Origin of the sequence: Stieleria marina (assembly GCA_007741555.1) — a bacterium.
Classification (GTDB): domain Bacteria; phylum Planctomycetota; class Planctomycetia; order Pirellulales; family Pirellulaceae; genus K23-9.
This window is the reverse complement of sequence record CP036526.1, coordinates 3,955,752-3,971,865: the sequence shown is the minus strand read 5'-3', so window position 1 is coordinate 3,971,865 and position 16,114 is coordinate 3,955,752. Positions and strand designations below refer to the sequence as shown.

Annotated in this window: 12 protein-coding genes and 1 pseudogene; 2 read left to right on the top strand and 11 right to left on the bottom strand. The window is 53.5% G+C overall.

What is annotated here, in order from left to right:
* Positions 1 to 87 precede the first annotated feature (87 nt).
* From K239x_RS14240 to K239x_RS14225, 4 genes are all read right to left on the bottom strand, one after another.
* The gene (locus K239x_RS14240) at positions 88 to 1,221 is read right to left on the bottom strand and encodes a cellulase family glycosylhydrolase (protein WP_145418780.1); all 1,134 of its coding nucleotides are present in this window, start codon (positions 1,219 to 1,221) and stop codon (positions 88 to 90) included.
* Positions 1,222 to 1,349: 128 nt separating this feature from the next.
* Complete coding sequence (locus K239x_RS14235; RefSeq protein WP_473163587.1) at positions 1,350 to 2,825, bottom strand: DUF1501 domain-containing protein; 1,476 nt, start codon at positions 2,823 to 2,825, stop codon at positions 1,350 to 1,352.
* A complete protein-coding gene (locus K239x_RS14230; RefSeq protein ID WP_419190043.1) occupies positions 2,825 to 6,001 on the bottom strand; it encodes a PSD1 and planctomycete cytochrome C domain-containing protein in 3,177 nt (1,058 codons plus the stop codon). Before K239x_RS14230 ends, K239x_RS14235 begins: the two co-directional genes overlap by 1 nt.
* A gap of 142 nt (positions 6,002 to 6,143) precedes the next feature.
* Positions 6,144 to 6,827 (bottom strand): transposase, encoded by a 684-nt coding sequence (locus K239x_RS14225; RefSeq protein WP_145418776.1) that lies wholly within the window; start codon positions 6,825 to 6,827, stop codon positions 6,144 to 6,146.
* Between the two features lie 111 nt (positions 6,828 to 6,938).
* Between K239x_RS14225 and K239x_RS14220 the strand changes: the two are divergent.
* Positions 6,939 to 7,082 (top strand): annotated as a pseudogene (locus K239x_RS14220) (DUF1501 domain-containing protein); the annotation flags it as partial.
* A gap of 31 nt (positions 7,083 to 7,113) precedes the next feature.
* Here K239x_RS14220 and K239x_RS14215 read toward each other — a convergent pair.
* Positions 7,114 to 8,565 (bottom strand): hypothetical protein, encoded by a 1,452-nt coding sequence (locus tag K239x_RS14215; protein WP_145418774.1) that lies wholly within the window; start codon positions 8,563 to 8,565, stop codon positions 7,114 to 7,116.
* 432 nt (positions 8,566 to 8,997) lie between these two features.
* Positions 8,998 to 9,618, bottom strand: coding sequence for an EF-hand domain-containing protein (locus K239x_RS14210; protein ID WP_419190042.1), 621 nt, complete (start codon positions 9,616 to 9,618; stop codon positions 8,998 to 9,000).
* 519 nt (positions 9,619 to 10,137) lie between these two features.
* Between K239x_RS14210 and K239x_RS14205 the strand changes: the two genes are divergently transcribed.
* Complete coding sequence (locus K239x_RS14205) at positions 10,138 to 10,506, top strand: hypothetical protein (protein ID WP_145418770.1); 369 nt, start codon at positions 10,138 to 10,140, stop codon at positions 10,504 to 10,506.
* 52 nt (positions 10,507 to 10,558) lie between these two features.
* Here the strand turns inward: K239x_RS14205 and K239x_RS14200 are convergent, their stop codons facing one another.
* The 5 genes from K239x_RS14200 to K239x_RS14180 form a co-directional block, all read right to left on the bottom strand.
* On the bottom strand, positions 10,559 to 10,768 hold the full coding sequence (locus K239x_RS14200) for a hypothetical protein (protein WP_145418767.1): 210 nt from the start codon (positions 10,766 to 10,768) through the stop codon (positions 10,559 to 10,561).
* Between the two features lie 1,159 nt (positions 10,769 to 11,927).
* Positions 11,928 to 13,097 (bottom strand): hypothetical protein, encoded by a 1,170-nt coding sequence (locus tag K239x_RS14195; RefSeq protein ID WP_145418765.1) that lies wholly within the window; start codon positions 13,095 to 13,097, stop codon positions 11,928 to 11,930.
* Positions 13,098 to 13,521: 424 nt separating this feature from the next.
* On the bottom strand, positions 13,522 to 14,208 hold the full coding sequence (locus tag K239x_RS14190) for an ankyrin repeat domain-containing protein (RefSeq protein WP_145418763.1): 687 nt from the start codon (positions 14,206 to 14,208) through the stop codon (positions 13,522 to 13,524).
* A 346-nt stretch (positions 14,209 to 14,554) separates the two neighbouring features.
* Positions 14,555 to 14,761, bottom strand: a complete 207-nt coding sequence (locus tag K239x_RS14185; RefSeq protein WP_145418761.1) for a hypothetical protein — start codon at positions 14,759 to 14,761, stop codon at positions 14,555 to 14,557.
* Between the two features lie 187 nt (positions 14,762 to 14,948).
* The gene (locus K239x_RS14180) at positions 14,949 to 15,467 is read right to left on the bottom strand and encodes a heavy metal-binding domain-containing protein (RefSeq protein WP_145418759.1); all 519 of its coding nucleotides are present in this window, start codon (positions 15,465 to 15,467) and stop codon (positions 14,949 to 14,951) included.
* Positions 15,468 to 16,114 lie beyond the last annotated feature (647 nt).

The window sequence follows — 16,114 nt, the reverse complement described above, 5'->3', positions numbered from 1 at the left end:
AATCTGCCAACATCATAGCGAATCGATGGCCGTTGGCGATGCGGACAAAAACACGCGTGCACGAACGCCGCCTGACAATCCGTGCGTCTACTTTGCCCAGAAATAGCCTTTCGCTTTGGCATCTTTCAGGACCACATCGATCCAAGTTTTTTGCAGCTCTTGGGGCGAATGCGTTTTCCAGTGAAACCAACTGATTTTCAGTCTTTCCATCGACTGACTTATCAATCGATCCCTGTCAAACCCGCTTCCATCCCCGTCGCTCGGTGTGTCGTTTGACTCTCGCGGCAAATTGGCTTCCGTATTGATGACCGGAAATTCCTTCATCGTCTTCAGCACCGGGCCAGCTTGATTGGGTTGCGGGTGCTTGGTGTTGTACGTGTGAACTCCGATCGATGCGTTGTCAAACTCGATGCCGCGAAGTTTCAGCTTTCTCGCAACGCCCACCAAACTGCCTCGCTGCGGATTCCACGTCAAATGATTCGGCGCCGACACCAGGACCAAATGAGTCTTCGGCGCCGCTGAGCGAACTTGATCATGCAGCGTTTGGATGTCATCGAGTACCTGGTCGGTATAGTTCTCGGGAAACCACTGCACCGGTTCGTTCATCAGTTCGTAGAAAACATGCTGTCGATCCTTGTACCGCGGTGCAACGATTTGCCAAAACCGCTTGATCGAATCGGTTGTATCGAGGTAACCGAATTGCGAAGACGAATCCGCTTTGGATGCCAAGTCAGGATCGCGGTAGCCGCCCGTGTTGTGATAGTTCACCATCACGTACATGCCGTGCCTGCCAGCCGCGTCGACCACCTGGTCGTAGTCTTTCAAAATCTCAGCGGTCTGTTGCGGATCATTGAAATCGGTAAACGGATACGGTTTGGATGACCCCGGTGCTCCGTGAGCCTGTTGCCAAGCATCAAAGCATGCCAAGCGGACGGCGTTGACGCCGCTGTCGGCAAGCAACTGCCAGTACGCGTCGTCGTAGATGTGATCACTTTTTCCGATCGATTTTCCATAGGAGAAAATCATCAACGACGTGCCTCGCAAAAGATCGCCGTTGGCAGCGACTACCGTCATGCCAAACCGATGACTCGCAATCTTCACACGTCCAAGTTTTGATTCCGCGGACGGGTCGGCTGCCAAGGAACCAGTGTCGCAAACGACAAGCACGGCAGCAAAGGCAACCAGGAACCGACCGAGGTGCTTTGAGAAACCGTTCGACATTCTGCAAATCCAGCAAAAAAAGAGAATAAAATGCAGCGAGACCAAAAACAGCGAGATCAAAACGCGGCACACTGATACGCAGTCAGGTGCCCTGCAGCGAACTTCATGGATCACTTGTGTGTGACGTCCTACGCCAAAATACCCTTAACGACGTGGCCATGCACGTCCGTCAGACGAAACTGTCGACCTTGATACTTGTACGTGAGTCGTTCGTGATCAATGCCCATCAAATGCATGATCGTTGCTTGAAAATCGTGCACGTGGACATGATCTTTCACCACGTTCATTCCCAAATCGTCTGTTTCCCCGTAGCTGATACCGGGCTTCACGCCGCCGCCGGCCATCCAAGAAGTAAACGCATAGGGATGATGGTCGCGTCCCCAACGCGGCCGGTTTGAAAAATCACCTTGCAAGAATGGCGTGCGGCCAAATTCGCCGCCCCAAACCACCAACGTGTCGTCCAACAGTCCGCGCTGCTTCAAATCCAATACCAACGCCGCACTCGCGCGGTCGGTCACACGACACTGATCGTACAACTCAGTTGTCAAAGAATTGTGCTGATCCCATCCAGCGTGCATCAACTGCACGCAGCGAGTTCCTCGTTCGATCAAACGACGCGCGATCAAACAATTGTGCGCAAACGTGCCAGGCTCCTTCACATCGGGACCGTACATCTCCAACGTGGATTCCGTTTCATTGGACAAGTCCGCCAATTCGGGCACGCTGGACTGCATTTTAAAACTCATCTCGTACTGCGCGATCCGCGTTGCAATCTCCGGATCGCCGTACTCTTGAAGTTTTAGCTCGTTCACTCTGGCGATGTCGTCCAACCAGTCGCGGCGAACTTGCCGGCTCATTCCATCCGGATTGGAAACATACAGCACCGGATCGCCACTGCCACGAAACTTCACGCCTTGAAATCGCGACGGTAAAAAACCACTGCCCCAATAAAAATCGTAAAAGATCTGGCCGCACGAAGTCCCCTTCGTGATGCTGGTCATTACCACGTACGCCGGCAGTTCGTCGGTCTCGTTGCCCAGTCCATACGTCAACCAGGCCCCCAGTGTCGGACGCCCCGGTTGCTCGCCGCCACTGAGAATAAAATTGATCGCAGGGGCGTGATTGACTTGTTCGGTGTGCATTCCTTTGACAAAACACAGCTCGTCGGCAATCTTGGCCGTGTATGGCATCAGTTCGCTTACCCAGGCACCGCTTTGACCATGCTGAGCGAACGGTTCGATCGGCGCCAACAAAAGCTTGCCGTCGGCTTCGCCCGTCATCGTGCTGAACCGTCGATCGCCAATGTAAGAATTCGGCACCGCCGTGCTGTGCAACTCTTTCAGCCTGGGTTTCCAATCGAACAAATCAACATGCGTGGGAGCTCCGTTCTGAAACAGATAGATCACATGCTTGGCTTTGGGGGCGAAATGCGGCAAGGCATCCAAACCACCGAATCGTGCCTGAGTACTCGGACCGGCTCCCGCTGCCCATCCGTCGTTGGCAAGCAGTCCTGCCAGCGCGGCCGTGCCTAACCCCGTCCCGGCCGAACCAAGAAATTGACGTCGCGTTTGGTGCAAGCGATTTTGACTTAGCGGATCCATCATTATTCTCGCGTCAGTGTTTCGTCAAAATTCAAAACGGCCAGGCACAGCGCTGTCCAAGCGGCATGTTCTCGCGAATCCAATTCATGGTCGCGGACCGACTCCCCGACCGACAGCAGCTTTGCCGCGGCCGACTCGTCGTCTGCGTATTGCCCACGCGTGCGATCCAGCCCAGCGGTCAACACCGCAATTTCTTTGGCCGACGCCGGCCTTGCCAATGCCCGCTCAAAAATCACATTGATTCGATTCGTATCCACGTCGCGATCGCTCGCTGCGTTCGATTCTCCCACGTCGGCGTGCAATGCAAACTCCGCCAACACGCGTGCCGATTCTACGAACTGAGTGTTGTTCAGCGTTTGCAATGCGTGCAGTGGCGTATTGGTTCGCGACGTTTTGACCGTGCAAGTCTGTCGCGACGCGGTGTCAAAGAACATCGTCGGCGCAATGATGCGACGCCAAAACGTGTACAGGCTGCGGCGATACAGCTTCTCGCCCGAATCTCGCTGGTACGTCTTCTTGCCAAACGAAGCTTCCTCCCAAACACCGGGCGGTTGGTAGCTATTGACCGACGGCCCACCGCTCTCGCCCGACATCAATCCGCTGATCGCCAACGCCTGATCTCGCAGCATCCAAGACGGCATGCGGAATCGGGCGCCGCGTGCCATCAAACGGTTCAGCGGATCAATCTCGTAGGCTGCTGCTGTCATTTTCGACGACTGCCGGTACGCGTGACTGGTGACAATTTTGCGGATCAATTCTTTGACATCCCAGCCGCTCTCGCGAAAATCGGCCGACAGCCAATCCAACAGCTCCCTATGAATCGGAATCTCTCCTTGCCGCCCAAAGTCCTCCGTTGTTTTGACCAAACCGATGCCAAAGAACTGTTGCCATAACCGGTTCACCGTCACTCGCGCCGTCAACGGGTGTTCGTCGTTGACCAGCCAACGCGCATAGTCCAGGCGATTGGGTTCAGAGCGATTTGAAGTGCCAGTTTTTGCGGCGGCATCTTCGGGTTTGGTGTCCGCACTCCAGTTAGAAGGCAAGAAGTCCGGAAACTTGCGATTAACCTTGTCCGTCGGTTTACTGTAAAGCCCTCGCTCCAGCACAAACGTTTCGCGCGGCGTGTCCATGTCCTGCATCACCATGACTTTGGCGATCTGCTTTTGATACTCGGTTCGCTCTTTGATCACCCCGTCACGCTGCTTTTTGATCGCTTGATACTCCGGATTCGATTCGCGATACGTCTTTGCAATCAACTTGGTCTGTTCCGCCGAACGCTCCTCAGCAGGCGTCTGCAGCGCCGCGACCAATTTGGCGTCTGCCATGCCCAGCTTGGGGCGCTTGGCATTGGTCATTGATAAACGAAATCGTCCGATATTGTGTTTCTCGTGGATCGAAATTTGCTCCAAGACAATTTCGATCCGCTGGCCTTCCTCGATCTCGATCGGCTGCTCAAACGTAAACGCAGCCGCGTGATCGCGATCGACGATCTTGCCTTGATGCACCGCCCAGCCGCTTCGGTTGTCACTATCAAACGCTTTTTCGATCGTATGATGTTTCTGTTCAAATGTCGCTTCTCCTGCAACGATTTTGATCTCCCTGCGTTGCGATTTCTGCCCAGCATTCGACGCGTCCTGCCCTTCGGCCTCCTCGCCGCCATCGATCAACGAAACCTTGACTCCAGTCAGTACAAAATTACTGCTGCCGCTCTGTGCCAGTCCGCCGCCCGTCATCGAATCGTGCCGCAGTGCTTCAATTCGCAATCCGCTTACTGTTTTCAATTCGGGTTGGGCGATGACCGTGTAAGTATCGTTCGCCGGAGGATTGCCTGACGTCAACACCGATTGATCTCCCAGCACTCGCGTCCGCTGTCCAACCGCAAACGCTTTGATCGGGTGTAGGATTTTCCAAGACGCTAGGTCCAGAACATTCGTCTGCTCTTTTTCCCACTGCGACTGCTCAGCGACCAGGCGTTTGGATTGCTGGACGAGCCGGTCGTCCAGTTCGGACAAACGGCCCGCAAGCGACGCAAGATGTTCGGATTGTTTGGCTGACGGCGTTGCCAAATTGGGTGCCATCTGTGGATCGCCGCCATTTCCTTTCACGGGCGTCTGGTTGAAAAACGCAAAAAACTGATAGTACTCTTCGTTGGAGATCGGATCGTATTTGTGGTCATGGCAACGACAGCAATTCAGCGTCAGGCCCAACCAGACCGTGCCCACCGTTTCAGACATGTCCATCACGTACTCGACGCGGTTCTCTTCGGCGATCCGGCCTCCTTCGCCATTGATCATGTGATTTCGCAGAAAACCCGTCGCTAGTTTCTGTTCATCCGTTGCCTCGGGAAGCTGATCGCCGGCCAGTTGCCAAATCGTGAACTGGTCGTACGGCATGTTGTCGTTGAACGCTTGCACGACCCAGTCTCGCCAAGGGTACATCGTGCGTTCCCGGTCCCCTTGGTAGCCATTGGTATCGGAATACCTCGCCGCATCCAGCCAGTTCCAAGCCATTCGTTGACCATAAGCTGGCGACTCCAAAAGCCGCTGGACCAGTTCGTCGTAGGCGTCGTCTTGCGTGTCGTTGACAAACTGTTCGACCTGTTTGGCCGTCGGTGGCAGCCCTGTCAAATCCAATGACAATCGCCGGATCAACGTACGTCGATCGGCCAACGGTGCGGCCGACAATTTGCTGTCGACAAGTTTCTGTTGAATGAACGCGTCGATCGGATGCTGTATCCGGCGTTCACTGGTATCAACTGCGGTGACAACCGGAACCGGCGGCGTCACAATGGGGCGAAACGACCAATGCCGTTCCCATTTGGCTCCGTCATGAATCCATTGTCCGATCTGCTGAATTTGCTGGGCGCTCACCGAGCGATTCGAATTGGGCGGCGGCATCTTGTAGTCCGGATCGTCGCTCATCAGACGGTCCATCAATTCGCTGGCCTCGCGATCACCCGGCTCCAAAATCGTCAACGCTCCGTCCTCGGTATCCAGCCTCAAGCCGGCTTCCCGCGTGCCCGCGTCCGGTCCGTGGCAGTACACGCAGTTCTCCGACAAAATCGGCCGAACGTCACGAGTAAAATCGATGGCAGATTCATCGTGCTGATCCGCAATCACGTGGCAAGGCCGGACCAAAAGGGCCGCCGCGACAATCAAAATGGTTCGGATGGTTGACACGAAATGGTTGAAACACATTCTGGTAGAAAAAGGCTTTCACGAAAGAGGCGACAGTCAGGCTTCATTGTAGCCTCCCGCGCTCCAGCTGCGTATCACAACCCGAGATCAAAGGGGACGCCGAGATCAAAGGGGACGGGGGTCTTTAATTTGCTTCGATTGTCTTTTGGGGCCTTCCCCGCGGTCGAATCGTTGACCACAGGCCGTGCTGGTCAGCTAGTTTCTCCACCCATTCAATATTCCCGAACGGTCGCCCACGTTGCACGCTCGTGCGGATGGCCGCCAGTTCTTTGTCGGAAAATGCTTGATTGACATGTTTGGTCCACGCTGGCGTTCTTCGCTGCGGCCAAGCGGACAGTAGCTTCGGGGCCTTGTCGCAATTGTTTTCCCAGCGGTGTAGAGACCCAAACCGCCATTGCTCGGCCCGCTTGACTAGGTTGGCTCGGAGCGGATTGCGTTCGACGTAGCGGCAAACCGTCAAGAAGTGTTCGTCATCTTTAATTGGAAAGCTCTTGAACCGTGACTGGTACAGATGACCTTCACCGGCGGTGTGGTAATGAGCGTGATAGCGCTGAGTGTGCGTAGCGGTAACCCAACGCAACATCTTTCCCATTTGGCCGTCCTGCCCGGGGCGTAAAACAAGGTGCCAATGATTTGGCATCAAAGTGTAAGAAAAGATTTGGACGCAGTAACGCTCCAGTCCTTCACCGAGCACTCGCTCAAACGCAGCGTAATCATCTTCCTTTCGAAAAATTGTCTGACGAGCATTGCCGCGGTTCAGAGCGTGATAACAACCACCCGCCACATCGAGACGTTTCTGTCGAGGCATTGTGACCACCGAAAGCAAGGAATGAGCTGACCTCCAATGAAGCTAACCGATTCAGGAAAGTCGAAAAGACCCCCGTCGCCTTTTATCCGCGTCCCCTTTTATCGCGTTATCCCTCGAGTCCACGTTCATGATGTGAACGCGACGATTCTTCGCCTGATGGGTTTTGACCACGAGCGATTAACGTACCGATACGCCGGTCGCGACTTCCGACTGACCGATGTTCACGGACACGTCGTTGAAAAAGTGTTCGCCTAGATTCACCGCAACGATTCTTCGCAGCTAACCTTCAATCACCAACATCTTGCTGGGCAATTTTGGCAAACGACCGCGATTGCCATTCGCCTGACAGATTTACGCGATCGTGCGACACCGACTGAACCATCAACCGTCGTGAATCTTCAAACTCCTGCTTTGTGCCAACCGTCATTGGAAAATTTGAATCGATGTACACATAGTATTTGGCCAACAGTCGCAGGTTACTCTGCAAAGCATCCACCACGATTTTGTCGCTGGAACTGTTCCCGGCATGAATGGCCGCGATCCATCTGAGACGCTGGACATCGCGACCGAATTGGATCACATCATGCCGCAAGGTATGATTGACGCCCGCAGAATCCTCTGCGCCCCAAATGTCAAACCGCTGCAATTTTTGACCGGGACAAATTCGTTCTCGCAACAACGCAACCGTAATCTCTGATGCCAATGCGAGTAACCGACTGGATTGCTTCTGCGAAATTGGCCTGGGACTCAAACGTATGCAAGCACGAAGTGCCGCTCTTGCCACTTCGGGTTCGCTGGACAGAATGTCGTCGCCGTTGTCCACACGATCACAAATTTCAACAAAGCGGTCCAGCAGTTCTTGTGTGTTTTCAAATTCCATAGGGCTTGCTGTACGTTCCAGTGCTACGTCGACGAACCAGTCAAAGCTGGGGCCGTCTGGCACCGATTGCCGGTACTCATTAAGCACGTGCAAAATCCGCTGACTTCCAGCAAGCTCTGGTTGCTCGATCGCCTGGACCAGCGAGTTGGGCAGCATGCTCATGAGATGTCGCGCCGTTTCCGCTTGGTCTTCGCGGCTATTCTTTGCGGCATACTGGCTGACCGCATCTTTCAACGTAAATCCAATGCACTTCGTGCGTAACATTGCCAAGTCCTCTGCCGGAATAGGCGGAGCACGGTACGGCCTGCGCTGTGTGATCGCGGCCTGATAAAACGCGTCGTCGCTGGACAATTGCCAGGACGCGGTATTGCCGTCGACCGTCGAATCAACGTGATGGAATGTTTCGTGGTGAAACGTTAATGCCAGTTGACCCTCGCTATAGAACGAAGCAGCAATTGCATCAGTGCCGTTGTAGACACCAAAGTAACGGTAGCCGCCCAACTGCTGATCAAATTCGCGTGACGGGTCTGTCGTCGTTTTCGACGCACACGCAGCAAAGACGCCAATTTTTTTCAATCCAACTTCGGCGAAGAATTGCCGCGGATATTTCTTCGCTTCTTCGATACAAACCGTCACAGCGCGGATCTTCTGCGACTCATCCAACGGCTTCAGAACATCATGATATTTCCCAGGCGGCAGGTCTTGCTGTCGAAAGACCACATCAGCACCACATTGATCACGAAACTGGCGCAACAAGACTGTTAAATCCGGCGGTTCTGCCTGGGCAGAACTAACCTGGGGTGCTCCAACAATCAACCAACCACCGATAAACCACAAAACTGACTGTCGCAACTTCATCAGCGTTGGCTCCCAAGTGACGTCGAATTGCCTTTCCTTATTCCAGAGTACGGACCACCTATCAAAACCGTTCAAACCTGAGGCGATGGAAGCCGCCTGCTCAAGTTGCTGCTCAAGTTGCTGATCGTGTTGGGCAACCGGCTTGCGCCGTTTCGGCAGTCTTTTTGGCATCCAACAGCCTTGCGAGTGTCATCATGGCGGCTCATCCGCGGTGATGACTGCGTGCGCAAATTGCGTGCCAGGCAAGGATGTGATTCGCTGCGCAAATCTCGTGCCGAACAGTATTGTACCTGACACCTTTGTTTCGTCCGAAAGCAAGGAACGAGCTGAAGCCCAATAAAACTAACCGATTCAAGCAAGTCGAAAAGACCCCCGTCCCCTTTTGTCCCCCTTCGGTTGGCAGTGCATGGAAGGAACTGCTAGGTAGTTGCTCTATTCTTTGAGTGGCGGTTGTTTGGGACGCTTACCACTGGCGGTATCGTCGCTGTCTTTTGCGTCTCGCTTACTGATAAGAGCTTGCACGGATTCCTTGACTTCCTCTCGCGACAACTTTCCGTCCCCGTTCTTGTCATCTCGCTTGACGATTCGGGCCAGCAATCCAGGCATCTCTTTGTAGGTCAAAAAACCGTCGCTATCTTTGTCCCGTCTCATCAGACGAGCAATCATCGTCGTTGCACTTTCGTTGTTCCTTGTGCCAGGCGAGGTCATCTCTCGCATGTCGATCTCGCCATCTCCGTTTTTGTCGAGCAATTTCAGCGACGCAACCGCGTTGTCGAGTTCTTGAGCGGAGATCCTTCCGTTTCGATCCGTATCCAGCGCAGCGATGACCGGCAAACGCATCAATATCTCCCTTGGCTCGTTAGGCCGGCCTGCGCGTGCATCTCCAGCTCGACGACCGCCAGTAGCGTTGGGTGCTCCATCTCGCATTTGCGGTCGAACGCGACGGTCGCCCGCGTCCCCCTCACGCTGCTGGGCCTCTGCGGCAACGCAGTTCATCAGAATGAGTGCCATACCACACAGAGCGATGGGCAATCGGTTTCGTTTGGTGGACATCGAAAATCCCTCGGAGTGTAGTGTGAAAACAGCTGTCTTTCTTGCCGAGAACAAATGCTTGTCGCCAGACAGTCGCCCTATCATAACGAAAAGGCAGGAGGCGAAAGGACACGTGCAGTTCGCCACGAAACAGGCCAGTCGAAAAAAGCACTGCTCGAAGCCTGCTCAGTTGGTGAGCGTGACGGCCCAGCGATCCGGGCGGTCGATAATCCCCTGGGCAACACTCTGCTTCGGTCCGACGCCTGCTTCTGCAGCGTTGGTGACCATGAGTAGGGCACTGGCTGCGGTCCATCCACTCAGTGCGTTTTGCGTATCGGAATCGTGAATGGCCTGAATCCTGATTTCGGCCCTGTGTAAAAACTCAAGTTCAGGGTACTAGGTCGTTTCCCAGTCGCTGCGGAAGTCGCCACTGAGGTGTGTTCTATCTTTGTGCTCGGAGGCACCCGTTGTCGATCGACAATTCGCCTAACTATCTGCTTTACGCGCTCCGCTGCCACAAGTGTTGGAAGCTGGGATTTGATGGACGCGACAATTTCCTCCGCGGTAATGTTCGCTGGTGCGTTGCTGCCATTGTTCGATTCGTTGAACGTTGTCGCGACTCCTGACAATGAAATGGAGGAAGGATTTACGATCCAATCATGCAGTGGCGGTAGAGCGACGATCGAGACGGCAATGATCGCGACCAAAACCAGCATCGAACGAAGTCGGAATTGCATCCATCGCGTGTTCATTAAGAGACCACAAAGTAAAGTTGATAGGGAGAACGTTGGTGACGACGGAGCCAGAGCCAGCGATCAAGCATTCGAAACCACGCGGTGTGTCGGCTTCGGTTTGCCAATTCAACGCAGTCATGTCGTATCAGGTATCCAGGTTTGCGAACTGAGCTAGCACTGAAACGCGTCATGGGGTTGAGCATTTACTATCGAGGCGACATTAATCGTTAACCGCCAACAATGCCGAGGGAAAACAAAACGCCAAACGCTGCGACCATCAGTCCCGAAATCACGTAGAAAATGTGCACATTGTCGCCCCATAGCGGGCGCGAGCGCATTGCCAAAACACGATACACAATGAACTCAGATTTCATGAAGCCACCGACGGCCATTGAGAGGCCAACGATTACCATTGCGATTCCCCAAATCGATTGCATTATCATGACTCTTTCAAGACACGTTGAGGACTTGCAGTCGTGCGGATTGTCGCCACAAAAGCACGTTTGGATTTCAGTCGCAGAATAGAAAAGACCATTTATTCGCCGAGGTGAACTTGACTCCAAGACACGCGATTCGGCTGTTATCGTCCGGCTATGTTTCGTTTCGCGTGGAGGTTGAACTGAAACAACTCGTCAAGAAGTCCGAACATCGCACGCTGGTTGGCAACAACAGCCTGATCATTGTATGCAAGGTGGCGTAGGCACCCAAGCTAAATCCTAACGCCGCAAACAAGAACATTCCGATCGGGCCAATTCCTTTGTGATCGAAGACGTCACTAAACCATTCGTAATGAAACATTCCCAGATAGACAATGACGGCGCCAATTCCACAAAATGCCCCGGCTGCCAACGCCACAGTGCCTGCAAAACAATCTCGAGTAGTTGATCGGTAAGACGCCCAAGGAATGACCGAGAGTGCGCCCACCACAGTCGATATCGCAATCGGCCAGTCACGCGCCCTCATGGATTGTAAGAACAAAAATCCTAGTGCCAAGAATCCGATAACTGCGAAACCAGCCAGCGCAGCGCGAATAACGGGCATTCGTACGCCGGCATTCTCTGGTGGTGCTTCGTGGGCATTGGTGTTCATGGACGTAGGATGACACGCACCTTCACTGCGCTGTTGGTGTTCCATTTACAAGTGACTGCTGCAGAGCTCCGGTGCATGTAAAGGTTGCCTTTGTCTTTGAGTACCGGTCGTCGGCATCTGGACTCGGGAAGCCAGTAGTGCGGACGTAAGTCCCGGAGCGATACAAACGTACCAATTTCTACAGCGGAGTTGCCGGGAACGGCGATCATAACATCGAGCCCCCAGTACGCCAAACGTTCTTGGCAGATACCGCAGGCTGGCAAAACCCGAAAGGATGTCGTGGCGGCGTCGCGGCAGATGCAAACCGAAGCAACGATAGCACGATTGGCCAGGTGAGCCTGGCAGATTGGGCCCGTCTCTGCACCCAATGCGGCCGCGTCAACCGTCGTCTCAAGTTTGCTTTTGGCCTTTTTGTAGGCTCGCTTCTGTTGGTGGCAGTCCAGGTTTCGTCGCAGTCAAAGTGCCTGTAGAAAAGGACTCGCAGGTAAATCCACATCCCCGGCAGATTCATCCGGCAAATGGATCTGCAAAACGATTCTCTTCCTTCTTTACATCCTTTTGTGCATTCTGAACCGCTGGTCGTTTGTTGAAACGCACAGCCAGGGCATCAACGTATTGCTTCACCGCTTTTTGTATTGGCCGCGTTCCGTAGACGATAAAGTGATTCTTAAACGTGACAATTCGATTGTCTCCTGCGGTCAACGCCATTGGTTTCCGCTTCAGAAACATCTCGCGAAGTTTTGGCATGTGTGGCTCCGCAGCAATGGGAAAAGTGTGAACGACCAACTCGCGGTGTGCATCTACGATCGCTTTGGTCGTAACCTGAACCCACTGGTCTTTGACGATGTACGACAGATTGCACGTATTCAGCAGGAAACGCAATGACCGCCCCAAATCAACGCCCTTCAACTCAAACGTCACCGGTACGTCAGGAGTGATTCCAGCCTGCTCAAGCGATTTGCGATCAATAATGACCCTGAGTCCATGAGACCTCGAGATCTGCTGCATCGCTTCAGCAAGTGGCGTGAACACAAAGTTCATGTCGGCGGGTTGTTGGAGAATCTGATCGATCTCCAACTGCGCTGCGGTCTTTTCAGCATCTTTGGCGGGCTGAAACTGTGCGACCAAATCGCTGATTTTGGCACGCACGGCGCGGGGAGCTCTCACCACCAGTTCACTGCCGATAATTTCGGCCGTGCCCAATGAGTCGTTCATCAGAAGCGTCTCGCGAATGGCCGCAGCGAAACCATCCGTATCGCTCGCGACAGATTCCGGGATCGCATAGCGCTCCTCTTGATGAGAGTTCTCAGCGTGCTCGCTGGTGGTAACAAGCAATCGGTTGCCTTCGTTGACGTATTCCAAATTGTGCTCACGCAGCAACAGTCTTAGAACGCTTCGGAGGGATACGTCCCTTAATTCAATGCTGATAGCGAGTCCCGGGGAATTCGGGTTTGCTTTCGCAACTCGGTCATCCATCCGAATTGAAATCGCGTGCCTTTTTGCGAGGTCAGCGAGCACCCGTGAAAGAGGCTTGTCGATGTAGCGAACACTTGTTGTGCCATCGAGTACCCGCTCAATCGCGTCCTGTCGATTGTCTTGTGCATTTGCAACCGAAAGAAAGAAAACCAGCGGAAGCATGGCTAGGGCTGATCGCTGCCCTTGGTTGTTGCGAAGCATCGGGACAAGGCCTCTTGTGGCGGACGGTTTTGGCGGGAGCCGAGACTACGGATTCCAGGCAGATTGCAGTTATTAAGTTCAATCCCGATCACAGCTTCGATCACGAAGCTGCGGCCAGGGGCTCGCGGCTTTTAGATCGCCGACTCTGCGGCTTGGGGCAATGTTTTCGGTTCAACACCTGGTTCGGTTATGACATTGGGGCGGCGTGAGCATGCAAATGTCACGCACGCCCGTCTTGTGTTTGCAACGAGTGTGATGCTCTTTTATTCGAACGGCATGCAGGCTGTCCCAACAACATTCAGGTGGCTGCACGATTTCTTTTTCCATGGAAAGCGACTGCTTAGCGGCATATGTCTCCGAGCCAGAACGGAAGATCTCCTTGCCAATTCGCACGCATGAGTGCGGCTTCGTGCACAGCCCATTGCTAATTTGCGGATTTATGTTTTTCAAGAATCCGCATTACGTCGCGCTGTTTGTGTGACGATGCGCGATCCGAAGGCGTCTCTCCGTTGTTGTTTCGTATCGTCAAATCAGCACCACATTGTAGCAATGCTCGCACTGTTTTTGTGTCGCCATGGGCACAAGCCTCATGGAGAGGCGTTCGACCGAGCCTGTCTTTGCAGTCAACTAGCTCTGGGTGGCGAGTAAGGATCTCATTGACGGTATTCGAGTCATAGCTGTACGCGGCACGGAACAGTTTGAGAGCTTCGGAATCATCCGAGTCAAGCAGATCGTCGATCGCTCCGTGCTCGACCAGTAGACGGCAAATGTCTTTGTGCTGGCGTTGTCCGGAATAGTGAATCGGGTTGCCAGCGTGGGCTGTCACACCGGCACCGTTCTCAATCAGCACGCGGGCCACGTCACAATGTCCGCGATACGCAGCGAATACGAGTGGCGACCACTCGCCGTCTTCGGTTGGTCCTTGAACGTCGGCACCATAGTCAATCAAAAGTTGAGCAACGGAGGATTGCCCGCGACTCGCGGCAACATGTAGCGGCGTCAGATTCTTGGCGTCACGTACCGCAATCAGCGTCGGGTCATCGTCGAGAATGTTTTTGACGGCGGACACGTCACCGTGAAACGTCGGTGCAAAAATGGGATGGTTTGCCATCAGACGACTTTTGGTAGACCAACGGTGTCTATCACGGAGCATGACCAAATCGGTTGCTATTTGATTGCCGTGTGACAAACTTTTGTGTGCAGGGAATTGTTTTTCGTGACAGTCATTCCGGTGCGCAAATTCAAGGCGTTAAGAAATGAAGTACGACGTGCTACAGGGCGGTGCATTGTGTGTTTCGAGTCAAAACGCCCGATGCTTGGCTTGGGGCACGGCATGGTGCGTCGGTCGTTTGGAACGTCCAAGCTTGACCACAGCAGATCGTCACCAAGCAGTATAGCATTGCATCTTGCGGCCAGTATCCGTGTCCAGACGCATCGCATACCAGTGTGTCCGAAGTCTAACGATTCGATTTGCGCAGTTCGCGTTTGCATAGGTAGCTTTGTAAAAAGCCAAAAGCGAACAACATCGCAATTCCGGTAAGCCAAAGCAGTTTATCTGACAAAGGTGAGTTCGGTGAGACCGCCGAATCTGCTGAGAAGAAGCGCACATCAACGATGAACAAGAGGATCACGGATGCAAGGAAGAAGAACGCGGAAATGGTCATCCAAATCCATGCGCACCAAAGACAAAACGCAGCGAGCGGTTTTGGAAGCAAACTGGGTGATGCCATGGTCGCTCCAATCGCCTTTTGGCTGAAAGTTTATCTGACGAACGTCCGGGACCACTGCGTACGTAGAGTAAGCCCAGCCATTTGGAATATAACGCGAGCCCTCCTCCGGTGCATGCCAGTGTTAACCTTTACCAAGAATTTCGACTGACTCCGCCTGGCTTGCTTGACGGACCACTTTTACGAGTGTTCCATTTAGCATCAACGCGATCCTGTTTCCGGAAAATTCGGCGTAGTCTAAATCGATTCCAATTACGGCATTCGCTCCCTTCTGAGCCGCGATCAAACGCAATGTTTTGAATGCCTGATTTTTGGCTGCCTGTAGCTTTCCTTCAAATGCACTTGATCGTGCACCAAAAAAGTCCTCGATCTGTGTTGTGAATTCCGAGAAAATTCCTGTGCCGATTACGAACTCAACGCTTTCAATCCCTAAGTACTCGGTGACTAAACATCCTTCGATATGGTTAGTCGTCGTAACAATCACCTTAGATGCATGGCGTTCAAGAAATTCGGTATCGCTTGGCACGTTTGTTTCGACGGGCTTGGAAAGGTGGCCGCAATCCGGGCAGGTAAGCGTCTCGCCGCCCAAAGCGTCGGCGATAGTTTCCGTGAATGAACATTCAGGACATACGAACTGTGGCATTTGCTTTGCGAAATATTTGGTTATCAAATTTGGCTGGGGAAGGCGGGCACTTTGTTCGGTTAACAGTAGCGTCGACCATCACCGAGTACTGCTGGTGGAAGCCTAATTTGTAAAAACCGGCTGGCGCACTCCGGTGCGTGCAAAGGTTATTGCGTGTTTCCGTGCTTGTGTCGACTGATCATTCTATCCAAGTGCGACCATAGGCCTGGGACGCTCGGCACAAAAACCGTCTGCATAAACCCGCCCGGAGACGGGCCAACGGAGTCACCGTGAATATAGTATGTCGTAGTAGTGTGTGCATGAGTAACGAAGATCACCCGTGTTGACCCCGAGAACAGCATTGATCTCCGGTGCCCCGATTCCCCGTATTTCATGAGCGCGGCGATCTCGCCTGGATCAGTTATGGGGATGCGTGAGTCGTCATCTGAGTTATCGATTTCGACGCGATCCGCACCGGCCCACGGAAGCGAGTGAATCGGCAACCCACGATATATCAACGCTGCAGCAATGCTAAGAGTGGCAATCGAGCAAATAAGTATCGCCGTATTTGTTAGCTTAGGCGATAGTGCAACGCCAAGGAAGAATCCAAGTGTCACCAACCAAAACGCCCACAGTTGACCCTCATTGAATGCGAACAGTGCAACGCA

Bases quoted from the DNA above. Each gene is read 5' to 3' on its own strand.
- K239x_RS14240 (WP_145418780.1), bottom strand. From the start codon at position 1,221: ATGTCGAACGGTTTCTCAAAGCACCTCGGTCGGTTCCTGGTTGCCTTT.
- K239x_RS14235 (WP_473163587.1), bottom strand. From the start codon at position 2,825: ATGATGGATCCGCTAAGTCAAAATCGCTTGCACCAAACGCGACGTCAA.
- K239x_RS14225 (WP_145418776.1), bottom strand. From the start codon at position 6,827: ATGCCTCGACAGAAACGTCTCGATGTGGCGGGTGGTTGTTATCACGCT.
- K239x_RS14215 (WP_145418774.1), bottom strand. From the start codon at position 8,565: ATGAAGTTGCGACAGTCAGTTTTGTGGTTTATCGGTGGTTGGTTGATT.
- K239x_RS14210 (WP_419190042.1), bottom strand. From the start codon at position 9,618: ATGTCCACCAAACGAAACCGATTGCCCATCGCTCTGTGTGGTATGGCA.
- K239x_RS14205 (WP_145418770.1), top strand. From the start codon at position 10,138: ATGGACGCGACAATTTCCTCCGCGGTAATGTTCGCTGGTGCGTTGCTG.
- K239x_RS14200 (WP_145418767.1), bottom strand. From the start codon at position 10,768: ATGCAATCGATTTGGGGAATCGCAATGGTAATCGTTGGCCTCTCAATG.
- K239x_RS14195 (WP_145418765.1), bottom strand. From the start codon at position 13,097: ATGCTTCGCAACAACCAAGGGCAGCGATCAGCCCTAGCCATGCTTCCG.
- K239x_RS14190 (WP_145418763.1), bottom strand. From the start codon at position 14,208: ATGGCAAACCATCCCATTTTTGCACCGACGTTTCACGGTGACGTGTCC.
- K239x_RS14185 (WP_145418761.1), bottom strand. From the start codon at position 14,761: ATGACCATTTCCGCGTTCTTCTTCCTTGCATCCGTGATCCTCTTGTTC.
- K239x_RS14180 (WP_145418759.1), bottom strand. From the start codon at position 15,467: ATGCCACAGTTCGTATGTCCTGAATGTTCATTCACGGAAACTATCGCC.